At 71.7% G+C, this 25,037-nt stretch carries 23 protein-coding genes and 2 pseudogenes; 9 read left to right on the top strand and 16 right to left on the bottom strand.

What is annotated here, in order from left to right:
* Positions 1-83: 83 nt before the first annotated feature.
* Genes AC1DUQ_RS08580 through AC1DUQ_RS08570 form a run of 3 tightly spaced genes read right to left on the bottom strand, consistent with a single transcriptional unit; the run spans position 84 to position 1,866 of the window.
* Entirely contained in the window at positions 84-671 is a 588-nt protein-coding gene (locus tag AC1DUQ_RS08580; RefSeq protein WP_421743474.1) for a TlpA family protein disulfide reductase, read from the bottom strand.
* 1 nt (position 672) lies between these two features.
* Positions 673-1,320, bottom strand: coding sequence for a histidine phosphatase family protein (locus tag AC1DUQ_RS08575; protein WP_477061293.1), 648 nt, complete (start codon positions 1,318-1,320; stop codon positions 673-675).
* 48 nt (positions 1,321-1,368) lie between these two features.
* Positions 1,369-1,866: a MarR family winged helix-turn-helix transcriptional regulator gene (locus AC1DUQ_RS08570; RefSeq protein WP_477061292.1), complete on the bottom strand. Its 498-nt coding sequence runs from the start codon at positions 1,864-1,866 to the stop codon at positions 1,369-1,371.
* 106 nt (positions 1,867-1,972) lie between these two features.
* Here AC1DUQ_RS08570 and AC1DUQ_RS08565 point away from each other — a divergent pair.
* Positions 1,973-2,413: pseudogene (locus AC1DUQ_RS08565) on the top strand (YceI family protein); the annotation flags it as partial.
* Positions 2,414-2,458: 45 nt separating this feature from the next.
* Here the strand turns inward: AC1DUQ_RS08565 and AC1DUQ_RS08560 are convergent.
* A complete protein-coding gene (locus AC1DUQ_RS08560) occupies positions 2,459-3,145 on the bottom strand; it encodes a redox-sensing transcriptional repressor Rex (protein WP_477061290.1) in 687 nt (228 codons plus the stop codon).
* A 48-nt stretch (positions 3,146-3,193) separates the two neighbouring features.
* Positions 3,194-3,463, bottom strand: a complete 270-nt coding sequence (locus AC1DUQ_RS08555) for a glutaredoxin family protein (RefSeq protein WP_477061289.1) — start codon at positions 3,461-3,463, stop codon at positions 3,194-3,196.
* Positions 3,464-3,535: 72 nt separating this feature from the next.
* On the opposite strand from AC1DUQ_RS08555, the gene AC1DUQ_RS08550 reads away from it, so the two are divergent.
* Positions 3,536-4,399 carry an HAD family hydrolase gene (locus tag AC1DUQ_RS08550; RefSeq protein WP_477061288.1) on the top strand — a complete coding sequence of 288 codons (864 nt, stop codon included), beginning with the start codon at positions 3,536-3,538 and terminating at the stop codon, positions 4,397-4,399.
* The gene (locus tag AC1DUQ_RS08545; protein WP_477061287.1) at positions 4,396-4,932 is read left to right on the top strand and encodes a GNAT family N-acetyltransferase; all 537 of its coding nucleotides are present in this window, start codon (positions 4,396-4,398) and stop codon (positions 4,930-4,932) included. The genes AC1DUQ_RS08550 and AC1DUQ_RS08545 overlap by 4 nt, the downstream gene beginning before the upstream one ends.
* On the opposite strand, the gene AC1DUQ_RS08540 is transcribed toward AC1DUQ_RS08545, so the two are convergent.
* Genes AC1DUQ_RS08540 through AC1DUQ_RS08530 form a run of 3 tightly spaced genes read right to left on the bottom strand, consistent with a single transcriptional unit; the run spans position 4,929 to position 8,789 of the window.
* Complete coding sequence (locus AC1DUQ_RS08540) at positions 4,929-5,954, bottom strand: arabinan endo-1,5-alpha-L-arabinosidase (protein WP_477061286.1); 1,026 nt, start codon at positions 5,952-5,954, stop codon at positions 4,929-4,931. The two genes, AC1DUQ_RS08545 and AC1DUQ_RS08540, sit on opposite strands and share 4 nt — an antisense overlap.
* Positions 5,955-5,958: 4 nt before the next feature.
* The gene (gene arfA / locus AC1DUQ_RS08535; protein WP_477073653.1) at positions 5,959-7,467 is read right to left on the bottom strand and encodes an arabinosylfuranosidase ArfA; all 1,509 of its coding nucleotides are present in this window, start codon (positions 7,465-7,467) and stop codon (positions 5,959-5,961) included.
* Positions 7,464-8,789 carry an alpha-galactosidase gene (locus AC1DUQ_RS08530; protein ID WP_477061284.1) on the bottom strand — a complete coding sequence of 442 codons (1,326 nt, stop codon included), beginning with the start codon at positions 8,787-8,789 and terminating at the stop codon, positions 7,464-7,466. Before AC1DUQ_RS08530 ends, arfA begins: the two co-directional genes overlap by 4 nt.
* Positions 8,790-9,039: 250 nt before the next feature.
* Between AC1DUQ_RS08530 and AC1DUQ_RS08525 the strand changes: the two genes are divergently transcribed.
* Genes AC1DUQ_RS08525 through AC1DUQ_RS08510 form a run of 4 tightly spaced genes read left to right on the top strand, consistent with a single transcriptional unit; the run spans position 9,040 to position 14,156 of the window.
* Complete coding sequence (locus AC1DUQ_RS08525) at positions 9,040-11,304, top strand: extracellular solute-binding protein (RefSeq protein ID WP_477073652.1); 2,265 nt, start codon at positions 9,040-9,042, stop codon at positions 11,302-11,304.
* A gap of 30 nt (positions 11,305-11,334) precedes the next feature.
* Positions 11,335-12,246, top strand: coding sequence for a carbohydrate ABC transporter permease (locus AC1DUQ_RS08520; protein WP_477061281.1), 912 nt, complete (start codon positions 11,335-11,337; stop codon positions 12,244-12,246).
* 3 nt (positions 12,247-12,249) lie between these two features.
* Entirely contained in the window at positions 12,250-13,503 is a 1,254-nt protein-coding gene (locus tag AC1DUQ_RS08515; protein WP_477061280.1) for an arabinan endo-1,5-alpha-L-arabinosidase, read from the top strand.
* Positions 13,500-14,156, top strand: a complete 657-nt coding sequence (locus AC1DUQ_RS08510; protein WP_477061279.1) for a DUF624 domain-containing protein — start codon at positions 13,500-13,502, stop codon at positions 14,154-14,156. The genes AC1DUQ_RS08515 and AC1DUQ_RS08510 overlap by 4 nt, the downstream gene beginning before the upstream one ends.
* 6 nt (positions 14,157-14,162) lie before the next feature.
* Here the strand turns inward: AC1DUQ_RS08510 and AC1DUQ_RS08505 are convergent, their stop codons facing one another.
* The 5 genes from AC1DUQ_RS08505 to AC1DUQ_RS08485 all read right to left on the bottom strand — a co-directional run bounded on the left by AC1DUQ_RS08505 (position 14,163) and on the right by AC1DUQ_RS08485 (position 19,165).
* Positions 14,163-15,239, bottom strand: coding sequence for a LacI family DNA-binding transcriptional regulator (locus tag AC1DUQ_RS08505; protein WP_477061278.1), 1,077 nt, complete (start codon positions 15,237-15,239; stop codon positions 14,163-14,165).
* 58 nt (positions 15,240-15,297) lie between these two features.
* Positions 15,298-17,220, bottom strand: coding sequence for a glycoside hydrolase family 127 protein (locus AC1DUQ_RS08500; RefSeq protein WP_477061277.1), 1,923 nt, complete (start codon positions 17,218-17,220; stop codon positions 15,298-15,300).
* A gap of 140 nt (positions 17,221-17,360) precedes the next feature.
* A complete protein-coding gene (locus tag AC1DUQ_RS08495) occupies positions 17,361-17,459 on the bottom strand; it encodes a 30S ribosomal protein bS22 (RefSeq protein WP_003792170.1) in 99 nt (32 codons plus the stop codon).
* A 159-nt stretch (positions 17,460-17,618) separates the two neighbouring features.
* The gene (locus tag AC1DUQ_RS08490; protein WP_477061276.1) at positions 17,619-17,846 is read right to left on the bottom strand and encodes a helix-turn-helix domain-containing protein; all 228 of its coding nucleotides are present in this window, start codon (positions 17,844-17,846) and stop codon (positions 17,619-17,621) included.
* A gap of 131 nt (positions 17,847-17,977) precedes the next feature.
* The gene (locus tag AC1DUQ_RS08485; RefSeq protein ID WP_477061275.1) at positions 17,978-19,165 is read right to left on the bottom strand and encodes an acetoin utilization protein AcuC; all 1,188 of its coding nucleotides are present in this window, start codon (positions 19,163-19,165) and stop codon (positions 17,978-17,980) included.
* Positions 19,166-19,306: 141 nt separating this feature from the next.
* Here AC1DUQ_RS08485 and AC1DUQ_RS08480 point away from each other — a divergent pair, with 141 nt between their 5' ends.
* Both AC1DUQ_RS08480 and AC1DUQ_RS08475 read left to right on the top strand, forming a co-directional pair.
* Positions 19,307-20,683 carry a TrkH family potassium uptake protein gene (locus AC1DUQ_RS08480; protein WP_477061274.1) on the top strand — a complete coding sequence of 459 codons (1,377 nt, stop codon included), beginning with the start codon at positions 19,307-19,309 and terminating at the stop codon, positions 20,681-20,683.
* Positions 20,676-21,305: pseudogene (locus AC1DUQ_RS08475) on the top strand (potassium channel family protein); the annotation flags it as partial. The gene AC1DUQ_RS08480 and the pseudogene AC1DUQ_RS08475, both read left to right, overlap by 8 nt.
* A 78-nt stretch (positions 21,306-21,383) precedes the next feature.
* Here the strand turns inward: AC1DUQ_RS08475 and yjfF are convergent.
* From yjfF to AC1DUQ_RS08460, 3 genes are read right to left on the bottom strand one after another with little or no spacing between them, the layout of a single operon-like run.
* The gene (gene yjfF, locus AC1DUQ_RS08470; RefSeq protein WP_477061273.1) at positions 21,384-22,403 is read right to left on the bottom strand and encodes a galactofuranose ABC transporter, permease protein YjfF; all 1,020 of its coding nucleotides are present in this window, start codon (positions 22,401-22,403) and stop codon (positions 21,384-21,386) included.
* Positions 22,403-23,440 (bottom strand): ABC transporter permease, encoded by a 1,038-nt coding sequence (locus tag AC1DUQ_RS08465; protein ID WP_477061272.1) that lies wholly within the window; start codon positions 23,438-23,440, stop codon positions 22,403-22,405. The genes yjfF and AC1DUQ_RS08465 overlap by 1 nt, the downstream gene beginning before the upstream one ends.
* On the bottom strand, positions 23,437-24,987 hold the full coding sequence (locus tag AC1DUQ_RS08460) for a sugar ABC transporter ATP-binding protein (protein WP_477073651.1): 1,551 nt from the start codon (positions 24,985-24,987) through the stop codon (positions 23,437-23,439). Before AC1DUQ_RS08460 ends, AC1DUQ_RS08465 begins: the two co-directional genes overlap by 4 nt.
* Between the last annotated feature and the right edge of the window lie 50 nt (positions 24,988-25,037).

Here is a 25,037-nt window from a genome sequence, read left to right as displayed (position 1 = left end):
GGCGATCAGCGCGACCGGGACGGCCAGGAGCAGCGACCCGGAGGCGACGGTCTGGCCGAAGGCGTCGCCGGCGTCGGCGAGCATCACGTCGTCGGCGCCGGCTCGGCGAGGAGCTCGTCGATCATCGAGCGGAGCGTGGACGGGTCGGCGAGGCCCAGGATCCGCCCGGCCACCTTGCCCGAGCGGTCGAGCACCACGGTCGTCGGCACGGCGTTGATCGGGACGGTGCCCTGCAGGGCCGCGATCGCGGCGCCGTCGGTGTCCGCGAGGCTCGGGTACGGGACCTCGAACTGGCGCTCGAACGCCAGCGCGGTGCCGGCGTCGTCGGTCCGGTTGATGCCGAGCACCTGCACGCCGTCGGCCGCGTAGTCGGTGGACAGGGCGGCGAGGTCGGGGGCCTCGGCGCGGCACGGCGGGCAGTTGGCGTACCAGGTGTTGAGGACGACGACGTCGCCGCGCCAGTCGGCCACGTCCTGCGCGGTGCCCTCGAAGTCGGTGCCGGCGAGCTCGAGCGGCCCGGTGCGGTCGCCCTCGGCCCACGTGGTCGTGCTGCCGTCCCCGGACTGGTAGCCCTGGTCGGCGACGTCGTCGGGGTTCTCCTGGGCGCCCCCCGTGCAGCCGGCGAGCAGGAGGAGCGCGACGGTGCCCACCAGCAGGGTGCGACCGCGCACGTCAGGCCCCCGCGACCGACGAGACGCCCGGCAGCAGCGAGGCGGCGGGCTCGCTGTAGCCGACGCCGACGAGGGTGTCGCCCTCGTACCGCAGGCTCGTCAGCGAGGCCACCGAGCACTGCCTCTTGCGGGGGTCGTGCCACAGGTGCCGGTTCTCGAGCGACAGGCGGGTGACCCAGACGGGCAGCTGGTGGCTGACCAGCACGGCCTCATGCCCCCGGGCCACCTGGCGCGCGGCGGCCACGGCGGCGAGCATCCGCTCCACCTGCTCCGTGTACGGCTCCCCCCAGGACGGCCGGAACGGGTTGCGCAGGTACGGCCAGTGCTCCGGGTGGCGCAGCGAGCCGTCGCCGACGCCGAACGTCTTGCCCTCGAAGTGGTTGCCCGCCTCGATGAGCCGCTCGTCGGTGCCGATCTCGACGTCGAACGCGGCCGCGATGGGTCCGGCGGTCTCCTGCGCGCGCTGCAGCGGGGACGCGATCACGGCGACGACGTCGCGACGGACCGGCCCAGCGAGGTGCGCAGCCACCATGTCCGCCATCGCCAGGCCGCGCTCCGAGAGCCGGTAGCCGGGCAGCCGTCCGTAGAGCACGCCGCGGGGGTTGTGCACCTCGCCGTGCCGCATCAGGTGGATCGTGGTCGCGACCATGGGCTCAGTGTCGCAAAGACTCCTGTGCGGCACGGCCACGGGGCGGGGTCACTCGACGTGACACGCGCCACCCGTGAGGTGCAGGCGGACCGTCTCCATGGCGTCGCCGAGCGCGGCGAACTGCTCGGGCGTGAGCACGTCGACGAGGTGGTCCCGCACCGACTGGACGTGGCTCGGCGCGGAGGCGACCAGGACCTGCCAGCCCTTCTCCGTCATGGTGCAGTTCACGCCGCGCGCGTCCTCGATGCAGGGCAGACGCTCGACCAGCCCCTGCTCCTCCATGCGCCGGATGGTGTGGGTCAGCCGGCTGCGCGAGTGCGCGAGGTTGTCGGCGAGCTGCGCCATGCGCAGGGTCCGGTCGGAGGTCTCCGACAGCCGGACCAGCACCTCGTACTCGTGCGTGGACAGCCCGGTGTCGCGCTCCAGCTCGTGCTCGAGCGCCGCGAACAGCCGCGCGGTGCCGCCACGGAACGCGCGCCAGTGGGTCTGCTGCTCGGCCGTCAGCCACTCGACCGTCCGCGTGGTGGCCGGTGTGTCAGTGGTCACGACGGGGCCTCCGTTCCTGGGCATGGGGTTGCGCCCTCCCCCAGAGTGTAGTACAACTTTGAACTAACAGTTTGGTTGACAGTTCAACAACCACGGAGGACACCCCATGAGCACCACCGCCACCGCCATCCCGACCGGCCTCACCACCGGCACCTGGGCCGTCGACGCCTCGCACACCGAGGCCGCGTTCACCGTCCGGCACGCCGGCATCTCCAAGGTCCGCGGCACCGTCGCGGTCACCGAGGGCACGGTCGTCGTCGGCGACGACCTGGCGAGCACGTCGGTCTCCGTCACGCTGGACCCGTCGACCGTCACCACGGGCGACGCCAACCGCGACGGCCACCTCAAGAGCGGCGACTTCTTCGACGTCGAGAAGTTCGGCCAGTGGACGTTCGTCTCCACCGAGGTCCGCGAGGCCGGCAAGAACTACGTCATCGCCGGTGACCTCACCATCCACGGCGTCACGCAGCGCGTCGAGCTCGAGACCGAGTTCAACGGCACCGCGGTGGACCCGTTCGGCAACACCCGCGCCGGGTTCGAGGCCTCCGTCACGATCTCGCCGGGTCCCTCACGGACCCGGCCGTTCGCATGCTCACGCACCCGTCCCGGCGCGACGCCGGTCGTGGAACGCGAGGATCTGCAGCTCGGAGGCCACGTCCACGGCCCGCAGGTCCACGGTCGGCGGCACGCGCAGGGCTCGCGGCGCGAACGTGAGGATGCCGACGACGCCGGCCGCGACGAGCGCGTCGCACACGTCCTGCGCGACCGCCGCCGGGGTGGCGATGATGCCGATGGTCACGTCGGACCCGCTCACCACCGCGGCCAGCTCCTCGGGCGGCTGCACCACGAGCCCCGCCACGGTGGTCCCGACCACCTTGGGGTCGGCGTCGACCAGCCCCACCACCGCGAACCCGCGCTCGGCGAACACCGAGTAGCTGGCCAGCGCGTGCCCCAGGTTGCCGATGCCGACGATGACGACCCTGCGCTGCGTGGTCAGGCCGAGGACCACCGCGATCTGCTCGGAGAGGTGCACGACGCCGTACCCGACCCCGCGGCGCCCGTACGACCCGAGGAACGACAGGTCCTTGCGCAGCTGCGCCGGGGTGACCCCCGCTCCGGCGGCCAGCTCCTCCGAGGACGTGGTGACCACGCCGTCCGCGGCGAGCCCGCGCAGAGCCTGCAGGTACCCGGGCAGGCGCGCGACCGTGGCGGGTGGCACGTCACGCGCGCGGGCGCGCCCGCTCGCACCGGGCTCCCCGGCCCTCCGCTGCGTGTCCACATCGACTCCTGCGACGCCCTGTGGACCCGGTCGCCCGGGCCCTGGGGGTCAGGCTAGGGGGCGCGGACCGGCGGCGGTAAGGGTTCGGCGCAGACGTGCCGCATCGATGCGCCAGTACCCCTGCCGGACGCCGTCGACCTCGACCACCGGCACCAGCTCGCCCAGCTCGTCGACCAGGTCCCGGCCGGAGGAGGGGTCGGTGTCGATGTCGACCTCGGACCACTGGTCGCCCGTCTCGGCGCACACCGCGCGCACCACCTCGCGCGCCTCGTCGCACAGATGGCAGCCGGCTCGGCCGTAGAGCACCACACGCGTCATGGCCCCACCGTCTCACGGGGTCGGCGGCTGCCCCGTGCCACCAGCGCGCTCGACCGTCGTTACAGTGACCGGGTGCGTCAGGCGTCCGGGAACACCACCGCCCCCGCTCCCGTGCTGCGGGACCCCGGGGCCGGTCCGGACGGTCCCGGCACCGGTGCCTTCTTCGACGTCGACAACACGATCATCCGCGGGGCCAGCTCGTTCCACCTGGCGGTCGGCCTGTACCGGCGCGGGTTCTTCCGCAAGCGGGACCTCGTCGAGTTCGGGCTGCACCAGTTCCGGTACCTGACGTTCGGGGAGAACAAGCATCAGATCGACGAGGTCCGCAGCCGCGCGCTGTCGATCATGCGCGGCCACTCCGTCGCCGAGGTCACCGCCATCGCGGAGGACATCTACGACGAGGTGCTCTGCCTGCGCATCTACCCCGGCACGCAGCGGCTCCTCGACCAGCACATCGCGGCCGGCCACTCGGTCTGGCTGGTCACGGCGACGCCGGTGGAGATCGGCTCCCTGATCGCGCGGCGGCTCGGCGCGACGGGCGCGCTGGGCACGGTCGCCGAGCACGAGGACGGGTTCTACACCGGCCGGCTGGTCGGAGACATGCTGCACGGCCAGGCCAAGGCCGACGCGGTGCGCGCGCTGGCCGAGCGCGAGGGCATCGACCTGGCGGCGTCGTACGCGTACGGCGACTCGACCAACGACGTCGCGATCCTGTCCGAGGTCGGCTTCCCCTGCGCGATCAACCCCGACCGCCGCCTGCGCCGGTACGCCGCCGAGGTGGGCTGGCCGGTCCGCGAGTTCCGCAACCGCCGCCGCAACGCCCGCCGCGGCACCACCGTCGCCAGCCTGGCCGGCCTCGCGTGGGCCGGAGGGCTCGTCACGCGCGCGCTGCTGCGGTCCTGGCGCGGCACCCACGACGGAGAGGACCTCCTGTGACCACCCTCGAGTCGACGGTCCGCCCGGCCGTCCCCGCGGACCTGGACCACCTGGCCGCCCTGGCCGCGCTCACGTTCCCGCTCGCCTGCCCGCCCGGGTCGACCGCGCAGGACCAGCAGGCGTTCATCGACACCGTGCTCTCCGTGGACCGGTTCGCCCAGTACCTGGACGACCCGTCCCGCGACGTGCTCGTCGCGCAGGACGGTGTCCTGGTCGGGTACACCATGCTCGTCGCGGGCGAGCCGGCCGACGACGACGTGCAGGCCGCCCTGCACCTGCGCCCGACCATCGAGCTGTCCAAGTGCTACGTGCACCCCGACCACCACGGGGCGGGCGTCGCGCACGCGCTGATGACGGCCTCGCTGGAGGCAGCCCGGGAGCGCGGCGCGCAGGGGATGTGGCTGGGCGTCAACCAGCAGAACGCGCGGGCGCAGGCGTTCTACGTGCGATCGGGCTTCGCCATCGTCGGCACCAAGCACTTCACGGTCGGCGCCCGGGTCGAGGACGACTACGTGCTGGAGCGTCCCCTCTAGGGAGCGGTCGTCGCCACCGGCCAGCCCTCGTCGTCCCAGTCCAGCTCCCGGATCTCGAGCCGGAAGTCACCCCCGGCGGCCGCGTCGTAGTAGTGGAACGCGAGGTACCCGCGGGAGACCGACTGTCCCCCGGGGCCCACCATGTCGCCGTCCGAGGTCAGCAGCTGCTCACCGCCGTCCAGCGTCATGTCCTTGCCGGAGCGGTCGACGTACGGCCCGGTGACCTCCTTGGCGCGCCCGACCGCCATGTTGTAGGTCGAGTCGGTGCCCTGGCAGCAGGAGTCGCGGGACACGAACAGGTAGTACCAGTCGTCGTGCCGCACCAGGTAGGGCGCCTCGATCGCGTTCGGCGGCGACGTGCGGCTGGCGATCGTCTCCGGCGACGCCCCCTCGACCGGCTTGCCGGACGGCCACGACAGCTCGACCAGCTGGATCCCGCCCCAGAACGAGCCGAACGCCATCCACGGCGTGCCGTCCGCGTCCTCGATCACGCCGGGGTCGATCGCGTTGTAGTTCGTCTCCCCCGGCTCGGACGCGATGACCTGCCCCCGGTCCACCCAGGCGTAGTCGGGGTCGTCCGGGTCGAGCGTCGTGTTCGTCGTCAGGCCGATGGCCGAGCGGTTGGAGCCGAACGTGGACGCCGAGTAGTAGAGGTAGAACGTGCCGTCGTGCTCGATGACCTCGGGCGCCCAGAAGTTCGACACGCCGGGCACGACCTCGTACGCCCACTCCGGCCGGGTCGCGGCGTCCCAGACCGTGCCGACGAGCTCCCAGGTGAGGCCCTCGTCGGTGGACCGCCGGATCTGCGGTGCGCCGAGGCCCTTGCGGACGTCACCGGTGGAGAACACGTACCAGGGCTCACCCTCGGTGCCCGCGACGAGCGCGGGGTCGTGGGTGTGGATGTCCCCGTCGAGGGACAGCGCCGTCGCGGCGGGCTCAGGCTCGGGCCACAAGGCGGCCGCGGCACCGACCCCCGCCACCAGGGTGAGGGCCACCGCGCCCGCCACGACGACGCGTCGCACGCTCTCAGACCCCCAGCCGGACGACGTTCCAGGACACCGGCGGCACCTCGACGGCGAGACGGCCGTCCCGCACGACCGCGGTCGCGTTGGCCCGCGGCGCCACCGAGGTGTCGTCGTCGGCCGTGGCGGACCAGGTGTGGTCCGGGTTGGACAGGGTGCTCGCCTCGACCACGCGCAGGCCGGGCAGCGAGCGGGCGTCGACCTCGAGCGTGACGGTCTCCGTGAGCGAGCGGTTCACCGCGAAGAGCGCGACCGCGCCCGTCTCGGGGTCCCGCGTGGCGACGGCGTCGACCAGCGACGCGTCGCCGTACTTCGCGGTCTCGTACGTGGGCGACTCGACGGCCACCTGGAGCACGTCGCCCACCGCGTACCGGGAGGCCTGCGCGAACGGGTGGAAGATCGTCTGCTTCCAGGACCGGCCGCCGGGCTCGGTCATGATCGGCGCGATCACGTTGACCAGCTGCGCCAGCGACGCCGAGTGCACGCGGTCGGTGTGGCGCAGCAGCGAGATGAGCAGGTTCCCGACGACGACGGCGTCCGCGACGTTGTACTTGTCCTCGAGCAGCACGGGTGCGACGGGCCAGTCGTGCCCGGTCGGCGGCTTGGACTCGGCGCGGTGCTGGTACCAGACGTTCCACTCGTCGAACGAGATGTGGATCCGCTTGTCCAGCTTCTTGTGCGCGCGCACGGCGTCCGCGGTCGCACTGACCGACTCGACGAAGTGGTCCATGTCCACGGCCGAGGCCAGGAACGAGCCGAGGTCGCCGTCCTCCTCCCAGTAGTACGCGTGGGCGGAGATGAGGTCGACCTGCTCGTAGGCCTCGCCGAGCACGATCCGCTCCCACTCGCCGAACGTCGGGATGGCGACGCCGGACGAGCCGCACGCGACGAGCTCCAGGTCCGGGTCGACCATGCGCATCGCGCGGCCGGTCTCGGCGGCGAGGCGGCCGTACTCGTAAGCGGTCTTGTGGCCGATCTGCCAGGGGCCGTCCATCTCGTTGCCCAGGCACCACATGCGGATGTCGTAGGGGTCCTCGGCGCCGTTGGCGCGGCGCTGGTCGGACAGGCGGGTGCCGCCGCGGACGTTGCAGTACTCGAACAGGTCCACCGCCTCCTGCACCCCGCGGGTGCCCAGGTTGACGGCCATCATCGGCTCGACCTCGGCGAGCCTGGCCCAGCGCATGAACTCCTCGACGCCGACCGTGTTGGGGTCGGTGGAGTGCCATGCGAGGTCGAGGCGTGCCGGGCGCTGGTCGAGGGGGCCGACGCCGTCCTCCCAGCGGTACCCGGACACGAAGTTGCCGCCGGGGTAGCGCACGGTGCTCACGCCCAGCTCGCGGGTCAGCTCGAGCACGTCCTTGCGGAAACCGTCGGCGTCGGCCGTCGGGTGCGCGGGGTCGTGGATGCCGGTGTAGACGCAGCGGCCGAGGTGCTCGACGAACGAGCCGAACGTGCGCCGGCGGACCGGGCCGACCCGGAAGGCCGGGTCGAGGGTGAGTCGGACGGGGATCATGAGGTCTCCTGGTTCGGTCGGGTATCGAGTGCGGTCCAGCGCACCCCGTGGGAGGGCACGTCGAGGACGAGTGCCCCCTCCGGTTCCCACGTGGTCGGGTGCAGGTCAGGGGTGGTGCCCGGGTCCCACAGGTCCCGGGCGGTCCACGTGTCCCGGGCGGCGGCGTGGCCGACCAGGGACGAGAGCGGCAGCGAGACGTTCCGCTGCCGGGGGCCGGTCCAGAAGACGGCGACGTAGGTGGTCGCGTCCGCCACGGCCGTCCAGACGATGAGCTCGCCGTCGTCGAGGGGCTCCCGGACGATCTCCCGGCCCCCGGTCGCGGCGCGCAGCACGTGGCCGACGGCGGGGTTGGCCAGCAGGTCGAGGGTCGCGGGGTCGCTCGTCGGCAGGTCGCCGCCGACCATGAGCGGCGATCGGGCCATCACCCAGAGCGTGAGGATGCTCCGCTGCTCGTCCGGGTTCAGCCGGCTCTGCCGGTCGTCTCCACGCTCGGCGCGCAGGCCGATACGGCCGAGCGGCAGCATGTCGGCGTCGGCCCACCCGCCCGGCTGCTGGAACGGGGCCCACCGGGCCAGCCGGGCGAACTGCGCGTGCACGTCCTCCCAGCGGTCCCAGAGGTCGTCGGAGATCCGCCACATCTGGGCGTGCTCGCGCAGGTGGTCGACGTGCGCGGTGGACAGGTGGGTGCCGGGCGACAGGGAGAGCACGACGTCCCGGCCGGAGCGCTCGATCGCCCGCGCCCACGCCTCGACCGCGTCGGGGTGGTACGGGGCGAGCATGTCGTCGACCTTGAGGAAGTCGACGCCCCAGCCGGCGAGCTGCGCGACGAGCCCGTCGAGGTACGCCTGGGCAGCGGGGTGGTCGTGGTCGAGCCCGTAGTTGTCGTCGTTCCAGGGGCACACCGAGGTCGTGTCGGCCGCGTCGCGGGCGGTCCACGACGTGCCCTCCACGGGCAAGTCCTGCTCGACCGCGATCCGCGGGATGCCCCGCATCATGTGCACCCCGAACCGCAGGCCCAGGGCGTGCACCTCGTCGGCGAGCGGCCCGAAGCCGCGGCCGCCGACCGCCGACGGGAACCGGTTCTCGGCGGGGAGCTGCCGGCCGAACGCGTCGAGCGTGAGCGACGAGCCGTCGTTGTAGCCGTGCGCGCGGGCCGCCGGGTCGTACCAGTCGATGTCCACCACGACCGTGTCCCAGCCGTGCGGCAGCAGCCGTTCGGCCAGCACGCGGGCGTTCGCGAGGACCTCGTCCTGCGTCACGGTGGTCCCGTACGAGTCCCAGCTGTTCCAGCCCATGGGCGGCGTCCGAGCGTGCTTCGACATCGTCAGCCCCTTCGCCGTCGGTCGCTTCTACATCGTTGTAGACGCATCATGCACGGCGGCTCAGACGACGTCAACCGGCCGTTACCGGTTCGTGGCTTGACCGATCGCCGGTTCTCGTGTCATGTTCTACATCGTTGTAGATCAACGTTGTAGATGCAGCGTCGATCAGAGCGAATGAGGTCAACGACGACCCTGACGGACCAGCCCCCACCGGTCCCGACGCGACCGTGACCTCGCACATCCTTGGGATATGGGAGGCAGGACGATGAAGAAGAACAGGCTCATCGCCGGCGCCGTGTGCGCCGCGGTCGCCGGGACGCTCACGCTCACGGCGTGCAGCGACAACGGCGACGGCGGTAGCGACGGCGGCGACAAGCAGATCACGTTCATGTTCCGCGGTGGACCGGACGAGAAGGCGGCCTACGAGGCCGCCATCGCCAAGTACACCGAGGACACCGGCGTCAAGGTGAAGGTCATCGTGACCGACGCCGACCAGTACGCCACCAAGCTCCAGGCCGCCGTGGCCGGCAACAACGTGCCCGACGTGTTCTACATCGAGCAGGCGACGCTCCAGTCGTACGTCAGCTCGGGCATCCTCATGGACATCACCGAGCAGGTGGACGCCAGCGGCATCGACCTGGACAACATCTGGCCCTACGGCGTCGACTCCTACCGGTTCGACGGCACGCTCCAGGGCACCCCCGACGGCAAGCTCTACGGGCTGCCCAAGGACGTCGGCCCGTTCTCGTTCGGCTACAACAAGACGATGCTCGAGGCGGCCGGCATCCCGCTGCCCGACAAGGACACCCCGCTCACGTGGGAGCAGTTCGTCGACATCAGCAAGCAGCTGACCGTGGACACCGACGGGGACGGCGCCGTCGACCAGTGGGGCACCGGGCTCAACGTCCAGTGGAACCTGCAGTCGCTGGTGTGGAGCAACGGCGGCGACTGGACCAACGCGGACCGCACCGAGGTCACCGTGGACACCCCCGAGTTCGCCGACGCGCTGCAGAAGTTCGCGGACCTCACCAACGTGGACAAGGTCACGCCGTCGGCCTCCGACGCCGCGACGCTCGACACGTACCAGCGGTGGATGGCCGGCGAGATCGGCTTCTTCCCGGTCGGTCCGTGGGACGTCTCGGTCTACAACGACCTCGACTTCGACTACGACCTGATCCCCTGGCCGACCGTCGGTGACGGCGGCGCGGCGACGTGGCTCGGGTCGCTCGGCATCGGCGTCTCCGCGACGTCGAAGCTGCCCGACGACGCGGTCAAGCTCGTCACGTACCTGAGCACCGACGCCGACGCCCAGCAGACGCTGGTCGACGCCAACATCCAGATCCCGAACCTCATCGACATGGCCGAGACCTGGGCCGCCGAGGAGGGCGCGGAGCCCGCCAACCGCCAGGAGTTCCTGGACATCGCGCAGGACTACGGCCGGGCGATGCCGGCGGCCTTCACGTACGGCGCCGAGTGGTACGACGAGCTCTGGACCAACATCCAGCCCGTCCTCGACGGCGAGCAGACGGCCGCCCTCCGGGTGGCGGGGACCCCCGGAAAGGTTCTCCAGATGACCGCGACGCAGCTGTCGACCACCCCCGGACTCACGTCCGAGCAACGAGCGAAGCAGGCCAACCGCCGCCTGCACCGCACCGAGCACCGCTGGGCGCTCGCGTTCGTCGCCGCCCCGATCCTGGGGTTCCTGCTCTTCACGCTCTACCCGATCGGCTTCGCGGTGTACGCGTCGCTGACCAGCTGGAACGGTCTGGGCCCGATGACGTTCGTCGGCCTCGACAACTACGTGACCCTGTTCGGCGACGAGTACTTCCGCATCTCGCTGTACAACACGTTCTTCTACATGATCGGCATCCCGATCGGCCTGGCGCTCTCGCTGCTGCTCGCGCTCGCCATGAACCGCCGGATCCCCGGACGCACCGCGTTCCGCACCATCTACTACGTGCCGGTGATCTCGTCGCTGGCCGCCATCGCGATCGTCTGGCAGTTCGCCTACAACGGCGACTTCGGCCTCATCAACCAGGTGCTCGCCTGGTTCGGCATCGACGGCCCCGACTGGCTGCAGAACACCGCGACCGTCAAGCCCGCGATCATCATCATGGCCATCTGGAAGGGCCTCGGGTACTCGATGCTCCTGTACCTGGCCGCGATCCAGGGGGTGCCGGCGTCCCTGCACGAGGCCGCGGCGCTCGACGGGGCCAACGCCTTCCAGCGCTTCCGCCACATCACGCTGCCCATGGTCCGGCCGGTGACGTTCTTCCTGGTCGTCACCAACATCATCGCCGGGTCCCAGATCTTCACGGAGATCAACATCATGACCCCCGCCGGCGGCCCGGAGTTCAGCTCGGCGTCGGTGGTCTGGTACATCGTCCGCAAGGCGTTCAAGTACCAGCAGATGGGGTACGCCACGGCGATGTCGATCGTCCTCGGGCTGCTCGTCTTCGTCATCACCTTCATCCAGTTCCGCCTCAATCGGCGCAACAGCTTCAGCATCGACTGAGAACRACTGAGAGAGACAGGAGACGCAGCCATGGCCACGACCTTGATGACGCCCCCGACGACCACCCCCGGTCAGCCCGGCCCGTCCGAGAAGAACCGGATGAGCGCCAGCTCCCAGAACCGCCTCGGCAACGTGGTCGTGTTCACCGTGCTCGCCGTCGGCTCGCTCGCGATGCTCGCGCCGCTGCTGTGGATGTTCACCACCGCGCTGAAGACCAAGGTGCAGGTGTTCGCGCTCCCCCCGGTCTGGATCCCGGACCCGCCCCAGTGGAACACCTTCGTCCGCATGTGGAGCGAGGCACCGATCCTGTCGGGCTTCCAGAACAGCCTGATCGTCGCGCTCTCGGTGACGGTGGTGGGGTCCCTCACCTCCGCGCTGGCCGCGTTCGCGCTGGCCAAGCTGCGGCTGCCCTACAAGAACGCGATCTTCCTCGTCCTGCTGTCCGGGCTGATGGTGCCGTACCCGACGATCATGATCCCGCAGTTCGTCATGTTCTCCCGGCTGCACTGGGTGGACACCCTGCTGCCGCTGATCGTGCCGCTGCTGTTCGGGAACATCATCATGATCTTCTTCCTGCGGCAGTACCTGTCGAGCGTGCCGGACTCCATGATCGAGGCCGCCAAGATCGACGGCGCCTCCTACCTGCAGATCTTCCGCGTGATGATCATGCCCATGATCCGGCCGGCCATCGCCGCCCAGTTCATCCTCTGGTTCATGGCGATCTGGAACGACTACCTGGCGCCGATCCTGTACTTGAACACCCCCGAGCGGCAGACGCTGCAGGTGGTCATCGCCAACCTCAACGTGGAGTTCGCGACGCAGCGGGACTACCCGCTGATCATGGCCGCGTCCTTCGTGGCGCTGCTGCCGATCCTCATCGTCTTCCTCATCTTCCAGCGGCAGATCATCGAGTCCGTCGCACTCACCGGCTCGAAGGGCTGACCCATGGTTCCCGACACCACCGTCTGGGGCGGTCGGCACGCGCACGACCCGACCGCGGTCCGCGACGACGACGGCACGTACTGGCTGTTCTCCACCGACGCGTGGGCGGACGGTCCGGTGCGGGCGGGCGTGCAGGTGCGCCGCTCGGACGACCTGGTGACCTGGCAGTTCCACGGGTGGGCGCTCGACGGCGTGCCGCCTGCGGGGGCCGACTGGTCCGGCGCCGCCGGGCTGTGGGCACCGGACGTGGTGCGGGTGGGCGACGAGTGGCGGATGTACTGGTCCGCGTCGACGTTCGGCTCGCGCACCTCGGCCATCGGCCTGGCGGTCGCGCCGCACCCGACGGGACCGTGGGAGGACCGCGGGCTGGTGGTGACGAGCCTGCACGACGTCGACGGCCCGAACGCGATCGACGCGAACGCGGTGGTCGACACGGACGGCCGGCACTGGCTGGTCTACGGCTCGTTCTTCGGCGGCATCCACGCGCTCGAGCTCGACCCGGCCTCAGGCCTGTCCGTCGGCGACGCGCCTGGGATCCTGCTCGCCCGGCGGCCGCGCAGCGTCGAGGGAGCGGTGGAGGGCGCGTTCGTCCTGCCCCGCCCGGGCGGCGGCTACGCGCTGGTCCTCTCCTACGACTCGCTGTTCTCCACGTACCACGTGCGGGTGGGCGTCTCCGAGTCCGTGACCGGCCCCTACGTGGACCGCGCCGGCCGCGACCTCACTGACCTGGACGGCGACCCCGCCCTCGTCGGCACCCTCATGCTCGCCGGGCACGCGCTGGCCGGCGGACGCGCGTGGCTGGCCCCCGGGCACGCCTCGGTGCTCACCGACGGCGACCGCCAGCTGCTGGTGCACCACGTCCGGGACGCCGGCGACCCCACCCAGCACGAGGTGCAGGTGCGTCGGCTGGTGTGGACCGCCGACGGCTGGCCGGCCGTGTCGCCGCAGCCCTGGGCCGGCGCCGCGGAGCCCGACGACGTGCGACCCACCGACCCGGCCGCGCTGGCCGGCACCTGGGAGCTCGTGACGTTCGACCAGGCCACCGCCGGCGGGGTCGCGACCTCCCGCACCCTGCAGATCGACGACGCGCTCATCGCGACGATCCGGTCGCGCGGCGACGGGCACTTCACGTCCCCTGCCCTCGAGCTCGTGGTCTTCCCCTCGGTCGACGCGGTGCGCGGCGTCAGCACGCTGTCGTTCGCCGGCCTCGACGCGGACGGCAACGCGACGCTCGGCACCCGGGTGGTGGAGCCGTGAGCAGCCTGCCGACGACGCACGACGACCTCGCGGTCGGCGGCTGGGCCGGGCGCGTGATGGTGTTCCTGCGCGTGGCCACCCAGCTGGTCGCCGTGAACGCGCTGGTCGCGCTCGGCACCCTCGCGGGCGGGATCGTCCTGGGCGCCTACCCGGCGCTCGGCGCGGGCGGCGCGGCACTGGCCAGGCTGGCCGGGGGGACGCCGTCGGAGCACCTCTGGCAGGAGTTCTGGGCCGCGTACCGCGCGGGCTTCCGCCGGCTCAACGTGCTCGGCGCACCGCTCACGGTGGGCTTCCTGCTGCTGGCGCTCGACGCGTCCGTGCTCGCCGCCGCGTCCGCCGGTCCCGCGCGGGCCGCGCTCACCGCCGGCGTCGTGGCGCTCACCGGCTACCTGCTCGTCGCGCTCGCCACGCTGGTGCCGGTCGCGCGCAGGTACGAGGGCGTCCCGGCCGCGCGCACGTGGCGGTTCGTCGCCGTCGCGCCCCTGCTCTCCCCGCTGACGGGCCTGGCCGTGCTGGTCGCGTTCGCCGTGCTGGCGGTCACGTTCACCTACGTCACGGTGCTGCTCCCGCTGGTCGGGCTCAGCCTCCCGCTGCTGGTCAGCGGCTGGCTCGTCGACCAGCGGCTGACCGCGCTCGACGCCCGCGCCGCCTGACCGCCCTCACACGGTCGCGGCGCGCTCCGCATCGCTGGTGGCCGCCGCCTGCTCGCCCAGCGTGGACTCCCGGCCGATGATCTGGAAGTCGGTGATGACCTGCTCGAACGGCCTGCCCGGCTCGACCTCCTCGATGCGCGCCAGCAGCAGGTCCACCGCCGTCGTCGCAATCTGCTCGCGACCGGGGGCCACGGTGGTCAGGGTCGGCGAGGAGTAGGCGGTCTCCTCGATGTCGTCGAAGCCGATCACCGCGATCTGCCCCGGGACGTCGATGCGACGCGCGTGGAGCGCGTGCAGGGCGCCGAGCGCGAGGGCGTCGTTGAGGCCGAACACGGCATCGATCTCGACGCCCGAGTCCAGCAGCCGGTTCATCGTCTCCGCGCCGGTCGCCCGGTGCCACAGGCCTGCCTCGCCGACGAGCGCGGGGTCCACCTCCAGGCCGGCCTCCTCGAGCGCCTGCCGGTAGCCCTGCACACGGAGCGCGGCCGAGCCGACGGTCTCCCCCTCGTGCGCGCCGATCACGGCGATGCGGCGGCGCCCCAGGTCCAGCAGGTGCTGGGTGGCGGCCCGCGCGGCCTCGATGTTGTTCATGGTCACGTGGTCCGCAGGCCCGCCGAAGATGCGCTCGCCCAGCAGGACCATCGGGTAGTCGACCCGGAGCGCCTCGGCGTCCTGCGGGCCGAGCTCCAGCGGCGAGAAGATCAGCCCGTCCGTGAAGTGGCGACGCTGCCCGGAGAGCACCTCGAGCTCGCGCTCGCGCACCGACCCGGTCTGCTCGATGAGGACGGTGAGCCCCCGGGCCTCGGCGGCGCGGATCACCGAGTCCGCGAGCTCGGCGAAGTACGGGAGCGACAGCTCCGGCACCGCGAGGCCGATGATGCCGGTCTTGCCGCGACGCAGGTTCCGCGCCGAGATGTTCACCTGGTACCCGAGGTCGGCGATGGCCTTCTCGACGCGCTCCTTGGTGGCCGGCCGGATGTACTGGTAGCCGTTGACCACGTTGGAGACGGTCTTGATGGACACCCCCGCCCGCGCGGCGACCTCGTGCATCGTCACTGCGGTACCGCGCCTCGCCGTGCTCATCGCGCTCTCCCGATCCGTCCGTGCAGTGTCGAAGGCCAGCGTGGCAGACCCAGCCCCGTCACGGTCGCTCCGCCACGGGCAGCCACACGCGCATCGCTCCAGGTCCGCGGCTCCCCCAGCGGTGGTAGGGCACGGCCCGCAACGTGATCCTCCCGGCCGATGTGCCCGGTCTGGGGGTGCCGACGACTCCGGCGGACGCGGCGCGATAGAGCGGCCCGCCGGTCGCCGGTCGGTGGACCGCGACGGCCTCGACGGTGACCAGCGCGTCGACGCCCGCCACCGGGGGCGCCGCGGACAGCGGGCTGCCGGGCAGCAGGGCGAGGTCCTCGAGCACGACCCCGGACGGCAGCCCGGCCTGCTCGACGCAGTAGACGACCGGCCCCCGGCGCAGCGCCACGCAGCCGCGCGCCGCGTCGACGCGCGGGTGAGCCGCCACGGCGACCACGGGCATGGGGAGCTCGAGCTCGACGCGCCGCACAGGACCGGCCACGCGGACGTAGCCCTGCTCGACGACGACGTCGGTGACCGCTCCGTCGACGACGAGCCGCACCGCCGGTACGTCGGCCCAGGCAGGGATCCGCAGTGCCAGGTCCTGCGCCAGCCCGTCGGGACCGGCGTCGACGACCACCCGCCCGTCCCACGGGTACTCGGTGCGGACCCGCAGCAGGGTGGAGCCCACGGTCACGTCGGCGTCCGCGTACAGGTGCAGCTGCACCCCGTCGGCGTCGCGCGTCGCCACGTAGCCCTGCAGCGAGGCGACCAGCCGCGCGAGGTTCGGGGGGCAGCACGCGCACGCGAACCACGGCAGCCGCTCGGCGGGCGCGAACTCGCTCGAGCCGTCGTGCCCGGTCCGCACCTGCAGCGGGTTGGCGTACAGGAAYCCCGTCCCGTCCACCGAGGTCGATGCGGGGATCGCGTTGTAGAGCGTCCGCTCCATCTCGTCGGCGAACCGGCCCTCGCCCGTGAGCAGGAGCATCCGCCACGCCCACTGGAACGTCGCGATCGCGGCGCACGTCTCGGCGTAGGCACGGTCCGGCGGCAGCTCGTAGGGGTCGCCGAACGCCTCGTCCTTGTGCCGCGACCCGGTCCCGCCCGTCACGTACGTGCTGGTGCCCGGCGCCGAGTCCCACAGCCGCAGGAGGTACGCGCGCAGCTCGGGGTCACCGGTCTCGGCGACGACGTCCGCGACACCCGCCGCCAGGTACGCCTGCCGGACCGCGTGCCCGGTCACCTCGGTGACCTCGCGCACCGGCAGGTGGTCCTGGTGGTACGCGGGAGCGAACGGTCCGGACCCGAGCAGGCCGGAGCCGCGCAGGTCCACCTGCCGCCGGGCCAGGTCCAGGTACGACCGCTCGCCCGTGAGCCGGTACAGCTCGACCAGCGCGGTCTCGACCTCGGGGTGTCCGCAGTAACCGTCCTCGCCGCCCTCCCCGAACCGCGCGACGGCCAGGTCCGCGAACCGCCGGGCGACGTCGAGCAGGTCGGTGCGGCCCGTGGTCCGCACGCGTGCCACCGCCGCCTGCACCAGGTGACCGAGCACGTACAGCTCGTGCCCCCAGCGCAGGTCGGCGAACACCTCGTCGCCGCTGTAGAGGGTGTGCAGGTAGCCGTCCTCGCGCTGCGCCGCGGCCAGCAGGTCCACCAGCTCGCGCGCGCGGTCCTCCCACGGCTGGTCGTCGGGCAGCCGGCCGGCCTCCCACGCCAGCGCCTCGAGCGCCTTGTAGACGTCCGAGTCGACGAAGTTGAATCCCCGGTGGGCGGCCTCGGAGCGCCCGACCAGGCGACGGAAGTTGTCGACCGTGCCGGCCGACTCGAGCTGCGCGAGCACGTGCGGGATCGTGGCGTCCCGGTTCACCGACTGCCAGCGGCCCAGGAACGAGCCCGGGTCGAGCGCGACGGCGTCGAACGGGAGGGGCGCCCGGCGGACGACACCGGCTCGCGGCACCGTCGGGCCGTCCACGACCGCGGTCGGCGTCGACATCGGGCTCCTGGTGGCGTGGGGCACACTCGAACTCTACATCGTTGTAGAAGCGTCGGACCTCAGTCCGGGCGACAAACACGACGGGCCCGGCAGATGCCGGGCCCGTACGTCGGAGCAGGCGACCTCGCGGCCGCCCGGGCTCACTTCTTGTTACGACGCTGGTGGCGCGTCTTGCGCAGCAGCTTGCGGTGCTTCTTCTTGGCCATCCGCTTGCGGCGCTTCTTGATGACGGAGCCCATGGGTCCTCACTTCGCTTCCGATGGAGGCCCGGCGACGGGCCGTTCTGGTGGTCGATCGACGCGTAGAAGAGATCGAGTGCAATCGAGTCGCCCACGCACGAACAAAGTCCGAGGCTCTACCTTACGCGATCCGGAGGGTGCCGGACGACGCGCGGGCTCTTACGAGCTCCGTCGGTCCTCGTCGCGCACCTCGACGGCCGGCGACGTGGCGAGATAGTGGTCCAGCGCGTCCTGCGGGACGCGGAACGAGCGGCCGACGCGGACGCCGGGGAGCTCGCCGGAGTGCAGCAGACGGTAGACCGTCATCTTCGAGACGCGCATGACGTCCGCGACCTCGAGCACGGTGAGGAATCGCGTGCGGCCGGGCTGGTCGCGCTGGTCGCTCATGTCGTCACCCGTTCCGCCCGGCGCGCGGCGGGCCCGCGCACCCACCCTGCGGGTGCCGGCTCAGCCTAGTGGCCCCTGGGACGCACGGGAAAGAGGGGACGCCTGGGACTTCGCCCGTGTGGCCCAGCGGCTCAGTCGTGCTCGGGGTCCAGCCCCAGCGACGGGAAGACGGCCGCGCGGGTCGCCCGGATGGTGCGGTCGACGTCGTCCGCGGGGTCGTACCCGCTCGCCCACGGGCTGAACGTCGCGTCGCGGTCGTCGGTCATCCGGTCCGGACCCAGCCGCCCGTACCTCTCCCGCACCAGCGAGCGCCACTCCTCCGGGATCTCGGTGGCGGGGTCGACGGGGTGGTGCGTCGCGATGGCGAGCAGGTGCGTCCACGACCGCGGCACCACGTCGACCACCGCGTAGCCGCCACCGCCGAGCGCCAGCCAGCGACCGCCCGCCACCTCGTGCGCGAGCTCGTGCAACAGCTCCGCGGCCCGCCGCTGGCCGTCCAGGCTCACCCGCAGATGCGTGAGGGGGTCGAGGGTGTGCGTGTCGCAGCCGTGCTGGGTGACCAGCACGTCCGGGGCGAACTCGCGCACCACGGCGGGGACCACGGCGTCGATGGCCCGGAGCCAGCCGGCGTCGCCCGTGCCGGACGGCAGCGCGACGTTGACGGACGTGCCCTCGGCGCCGAGCCCGCCGGTCTCGCGCGCGTGTCCCGTGCCCGGGAACAGGGCGTGACCGGTCTCGTGCAGCGAGACGGTGAGCACGCGGGGGTCGTCCCAGAACACCGACTGGACGCCGTCCCCGTGGTGCGCGTCGATGTCGACGTAGGCCACGCGCTCCGCCCCGGCGTCCAGCAGCGCCACGATGGCCACCGCCGCGTCGTTGTAGACGCAGAACCCCGACGCCGCCGACGGCATCGCGTGGTGCAGGCCACCGGTGACGTTGACGGCGTGCTCCGCCCGTCCCTCCCAGACGGCGAGCGCCGAGTCGACCGACCCCTGGACCACCATGGCGGAGGCCTCGTGCATGTGCGGGAAGACGGGGTCGTCGCTGGAGCCCAGGCCGAACGAGAGGTCGGGGGTGCCGTCGTCGGACGCCCGGTGCACCGCGGCGACGTAGGCGGGGTCGTGCACGGTCTGCAGGAGCTCGTCCGAGGCCTCCTTCGCGCCCACCAGCTCCACGTCGGGCCCGGTGAGCAGGCCGAGGGACTCGGCCAGCCGGATGGTGAGGTCCAGCCGCTCCGACGTCATGGGGTGCCCGTGGCCGAAGTCGTACGCGAGCATCTCGCGCGACCAGACCACGCGCACGGGTGCCGACGACGTCATGGGCTCACCGTCGCACCCGACGCTCCCGCTGTCGATCCGACGCGGCCGTGCCCGTCGCGCGCCTGTCGGGTCGAACCACACGCCCGGGGCGTGCCAGAGTTGCCCCGACCGGCGAGCGCCGGGCCGGTTGCGGGAGGTGTGATGGCGCGGGGTGGCCCGGGCGTGGCGTGGCGGTGGCGTGAGTACGTCGACCGCTCCGCACGGCAGTCCCCCGCCCGCCTCGCCCTCGGCGTGTTCGCCCTCGTGATCGCGGGGGTCACCGCCGGCCTCTACGCACCGTGGGCGACCGCGAGCGGCCGTCAGGCGCCGTTCGTCGACGCGCTGTTCACCGCGGCGTCCGCCAGCACCGTCACCGGCCTGGTCGTGGTCCCCACCGGCGAGTACTGGTCGACCTGGGGCCTGGTCGTCATCCTGATCGCCATCCAGATCGGCGGCCTCGGCGTCATGACGCTCGCGTCGCTGCTCGGCATGGCGGTGTCCCGGCGGATCGGCCTCACGCAGCGCCTGCTCGTCTCGTCGGAGACCAAGGAGACGCGGCTCGGCGAGGTCGGCTCGCTGGTCAGGACCGTCATCATCACGTCCGTCTCCCTCGAGCTGATCATCGCGATCGTGCTCTTCCCGCGGTTCCTCATGTTCGACGAGGACCTGGGTGAGGCGGCGTGGCACTCGATCTTCTACGCGGTCTCGTCGTTCAACAACGCCGGCTTCGTGCCCACCCCGTACGGGCTCGAGCCCTTCGTGTCGGACTGGTGGGTGCTGATGCCGATCATCGTCGGCGTCTTCATCGGCTCGCTCGGGTTCCCCGTCATCCTCAACGTGGCCCGCAACCTGCGCGAGCCGCGCCGCTGGAGCCTGCACTCCAAGCTGACCGTGACCACCAGCCTCGGCCTCGTGGTCGCGGGGTCGATCCTCGTCGCCGCGTTCGAGTGGACCAACCCGGGCACGTTCAAGCCGCTGGGCCCCAGCGCCACCGCGCTCGCCTCGCTGTTCGCCGGCGTCATGCCGCGGTCGGGCGGGTTCTCGACAGTGAACGTCGGGGAGATGCACGAGAGCACGTGGCTGCTCATGGACGCCCTGATGTTCGTCGGTGGCGGCTCGGCCTCCACCGCGGGCGGCATCAAGGTCACGACGCTCGCCGTGATGCTGCTCGCGATCCTGGCCGAGGGGCGCGGCGACAAGGACGTCGAGGCCTACGGGCGGCGGATCCCGCGCGAGGCCCTGCAGGTCGCGATCGCCGTCTCGCTGGTCTCGGCCACACTGGTGCTGGTCTCGTCGCTGCTTCTCCTGGCCATCACCAACCTCACCCTGGACAAGGTGCTCTTCGAGGTCATCTCCGCGTTCGCCACGTGCGGCCTGTCCACCGGCATCACGCCGACCCTGCCGACCCCGGCGAAGTACGTGCTCACCGTGCTCATGTTCATCGGCCGGACCGGCACGATGACGCTTGCGGCCGCGCTCGCGCTGCGCAACCGTCGTCGGGTGATCCGGCTACCAGAAGAGAGGCCGATCATTGGCTGACAGATTCGGCGACTCGCTCAAGGGGCCGCAGAACGCACCGCGCACACCCAAGAAGGACTCGGGCGTGCTCGTCATCGGGCTCGGCCGGTTCGGGTCCGCCATCGCGGCGACCCTGGACCGGCTCGGCCAGGACGTGCTCGCCGTCGAGCGCAACCCGGAGCTGGGGGCCCAGTGGGCCGGCCGGGTCGCGCTCGTCGAGGCCGACGCCGCCAACCCCGAGGCCCTCGAGCAGCTCGGGGCGCGCGAGTTCCCCGTGGCCGTCGTCGGCGTCGGGTCCTACCTCGAGGCGTCCGTCCTGATCACCGGCAACCTGGTCGACATCGGCGTGCCGCAGATCTGGGCCAAGGCCGTCAGCAACGAGCACGCGCGCATCCTGCAGCGCATCGGCGCGCACCACGTGGTGCTCCCCGAGGCCGACGCCGGCGCGCGCGTGGCCCACCTGGTGTCCGGCAAGCTGCTCGACTACATCGAGGTCGAGGACGGGTTCACCATCGTGAAGATGCGCCCGCCGAAGGAGACGCAGGGGTTCACGCTCGCGCAGTCGAAGGTGCGCGAGCGCTACGGCGTGACCGTGATCGGGGTGAAGAGCCCCGGCATCGACTTCGTGTACGCGACTCCGGAGGCGCTACCGAGCTCGGCGCGGATCACCGATCTCGCGCGCGGGCGGGGACAGAGGTGCGCGGGGTGGGCGGCGGTGCGCTCAGCGGCGGCGGATCACCAGGAGGCGCTGCAGGACCACGAAGATCAGCAGCAGCGCGCCGATGAAGATCTTGGTCCACCACGAGCTGAGCGTGCCCTGGAACGTGATGATCGTCTGGATCAGACCCAGCACCAGCACGCCGAGCACCGACCCGAGCACGAAGCCGCTGCCGCCCGTGAGCAGCGTCCCGCCGATGACCACCGCGGCGATGGCGTCGAGCTCCATGCCGACGCCGGTCAGGGCGTACCCCGAGCGCGAGAAGATCGCGAACAGCAGGCCGCCGAGCCCCGCGCAGGTCCCGCTGATGACGTAGACCAGCACCTTGGTGCGCGCGACCGGCAGGCCCATGAGCTTCGCGGACTGCTCGCTGCCCCCGATCGCGTACACGGTGCGGCCGAACCGGGTGTAGTGCAGCGTCACGAAGGCGATCGCCACGACCGCCAGCGCGATGACGCCGCTCGGGGTGATCACCAGGCCGTCCTCGGTCCCCCAGCGGGTGCGGGCCAGGGCGACGATGGTCGGGTCGGTGATCGGGATCGACTCGGGCGCCACGATGTAGCACAGACCCCGCGCCAGGAACATCGCCGCCAGGGTGGCGATGAAGGGTTGTATCTCGAACACGTGGACCATCACCCCGACGGCCAGGCCGATGACCGTGCCGACGAGGATGACCAGCGGGATCGCCACGGCGGCGCCGTAGCCGTGCGAGAACATCCACGCGGCGACGCACCCCGACAGCGCGACGACGGCGCCGACGGACAGGTCGATGCCCCCGGTGAGGATCACGAACGTCATGCCGACGGCGATCACCACGAGGAACGAGTTGTTGATGAGCACGTTGGCCATCACGCGGCCGGTGAGGAAGTTCTCGTACCGCGAGCCGCCGATGGCCAGCATGATGATCAGGACGACCACGGTGCCGATGACCGGCAGGTAGCGCTCGTCGACGCGGAACCGCCGGACGCGGGAGCCCAGGGACGGCGGGGCGTCGGCGGGCCGGGTGAGCTGGTCGGTGGTCATCAGGCCGGGACCTCCACAGGAGCAGGGGCGACAGCTCGTCTGCGGGCCCGCATCTTGTGCCTGACCACCGGCGACTGCAGCAGGCAGACCAGGATGACGACGAGCGCCTTGAACAGGGACACCGCGTTGGCGGGGATGCCCAGGATGGTCACCGAGAAGGTCAGCGTGGTGATCACGAGGACGCCGACGAGCGTGCCGACCAGCGAGAACTTGCCGCCGGCCAGCGAGGTGCCGCCGATGACGACCGCGAGGATCGCGTCGAGCTCGATGAACAGCCCGGCGTTGTTGGCGTCGGCCGCCATGATGTCGGAGCTGCGGATGAACCCGGCGACGCACGCGAAGAACGCGCACAGGATGTAGACGGTCCAGATGATCGTCCGCGCGCGCACGCCCGCCAGCCGCGAGGCGACCGGGTTGATGCCGACCGACTCGATGAGCACGCCGAGCGCCGTGCGCCGGGTGATCAGCGCGGTGACGAGGAAGAAGAACCCGGCGATCAGCGCGGCGACGGGCAGCCCCAGCCAGTAGCCGGTGGCGATCGTCTTGTAGGGCGCGCTGGTCACGGTGGTGATCTGACCGCCGGTGATGAGCATCGCGATGCCCCGGCCGGCCGTCATGATCACGAGGGTCGCGATGATCGGCTGGATCCCGACGACGGCGACGAGGAACCCGTTGAACACGCCGATGAGCAGGCACACGAGCACGGCACTGCCGATCGCGGACAGGACGACGGCCAGCGACCCCGGGTCGTCGGACGCGGCGATCTGGGACAGCGCGACCGCGCCGGCGATCGCCATCACGGCGCCGACGGACAGGTCGATGCCCCGCGTGGCGATGACGAGCGTCATGCCCAGCGCCACCAGCAGCAGCACGCTGGACCGCCGCAGGATGTCGATCGGCCCCCCGTACAGGTGCCCGTCGCGCACGGCGATGTCCAGGAACGTGTTCGACTTGAGCACGCAGGCCAGCAGCAGCACGGCCAGCGCGACGACGGGCCAGAACAACCGGTGCCGGGTGACGGCTCCGACGGCGCTCATGACTGCCCTCCGCTCGCGATGAGGTGGACGACGTCGTCGGTGGTGACGTCGTCGGAGTTGGTGATCTGGGCGACGAGCCTGCGGTCGCGCAGCACGGCGATGCGGTGCGAGAGGCGCAGCACCTCCTCGAGCTCGGCGGAGATGAACACGACCGCCATGCCCTGCGCCRCCAGGTCCGCGACGAGCCGCTGGATCTCGGCCTTGGCGCCGACGTCGATGCCGCGGGTGGGCTCGTCGAGCAGCAGGAGCTTCGGGGCCGTGGCCAGCCAGCGCGCGAGCAGCACCTTCTGCTGGTTGCCGCCGGACAGGTTGCCCGCGATCGCGTCGGGGTTGGCGGGCCGRATGCCGAGGGCCTCGATGTAGCGGTTCACCACCTCGTCGGACTTGCGCTTCGAGATCCGGCGCAGCCAGCCGCGGTCGGCCTGGAGGCCGAGCACGATGTTCTCCCGCACGGTCAGGTCGCCGACGATGCCCTCGGTCTTGCGGCTCTCCGAGGAGTAGACGATGCCGCGCGACAGGGCCGTGCGCGGGGTCCGCATCTTCGTGGGCGTCCCCTCCACGCGGATCTCGCCGGTGTCCGCGTGGTCGGCGCCGTAGAGCAGGCGAGCGAGCTCCGTGCGGCCCGAACCGAGCAGACCCGCGAGCCCGACGACCTCGCCGGCATAGACGTCGAGGTCGAACGGCTCGATCGTGCCCTTGCGGCCGAGGCCGATGGCCTGCACGTACGGCTGGGTGTCCGCGCGCTCGGCGACCGAGCGCTTGGGTGCCTCCTCGAGCTGCTCGAGCACCTCGAGCGCCCGGCCGATCATCTTCTGCACGAGCTCGACGCGGGGCAGCTCCGCCGTCAGGTACTCCCCGACGAGCGCGCCGTTGCGCAGGACCGTCATGCGGTCGCTGATCTCGTACACCTGGTCGAGGAAGTGCGAGACGAACAGGATGGCGACGCCGCGGCGGCGCAGGTCGCGCACCACGCGGAACAGCCGGGCCACCTCGTCGGCGTCGAGGCTGGACGTCGGCTCGTCGAGGATGAGCACACGGGCGTCGACGACCATCGCGCGCGAGATCGCGACCAGCTGCTGCACGGCCAGCGAGTGAGCAGACAGCGACGACTTCGGGTCGATGTCGAGGTTCATGGTCCGCAGGTGCTCGCGGGCGGCCGCGCGGGTGCGCCGCCAGTCGACGACGCCGGCCCGGCGCACCTCGTGGCCGAGCATGATGTTCTCCGCCACGGACAGGTTGTCGCAGAGGTTGACCTCTTGGTAGACGGTGCTGATCCCCGCGGCCTGCGCCTGCGCGGGACCGGCGAAGGTGCGCTCCTGGCCGTCGATGACGATCTGGCCGGAGTCGATCGTGTACACGCCGGTGAGGGCCTTGATCAGGGTGGACTTGCCGGCGCCGTTCTCGCCCATCAGGGCGTGCACCTCGCCGGGGAACAGCCGGAAGTCGACGCCGTCCAGCGCCTTGACCCCGGGGAAGGTGATGGAGATCCCCGACATCGCCACGATCGGGGCGGCGTCCGGGGTGCTCACAGCAGTGTCGTCGGTCATCGTCGACCTTTCGTCCGAGCCGGTCCCACGGTACCGGCAGGGCGGTGGGG

The sequence above is a fragment of the Cellulomonas sp. P4_B5_2 genome (assembly GCF_056402235.1).
Note: the sequence above shows the minus strand (reverse complement) of the source record. Positions and strands in the feature narration are given on the sequence as shown.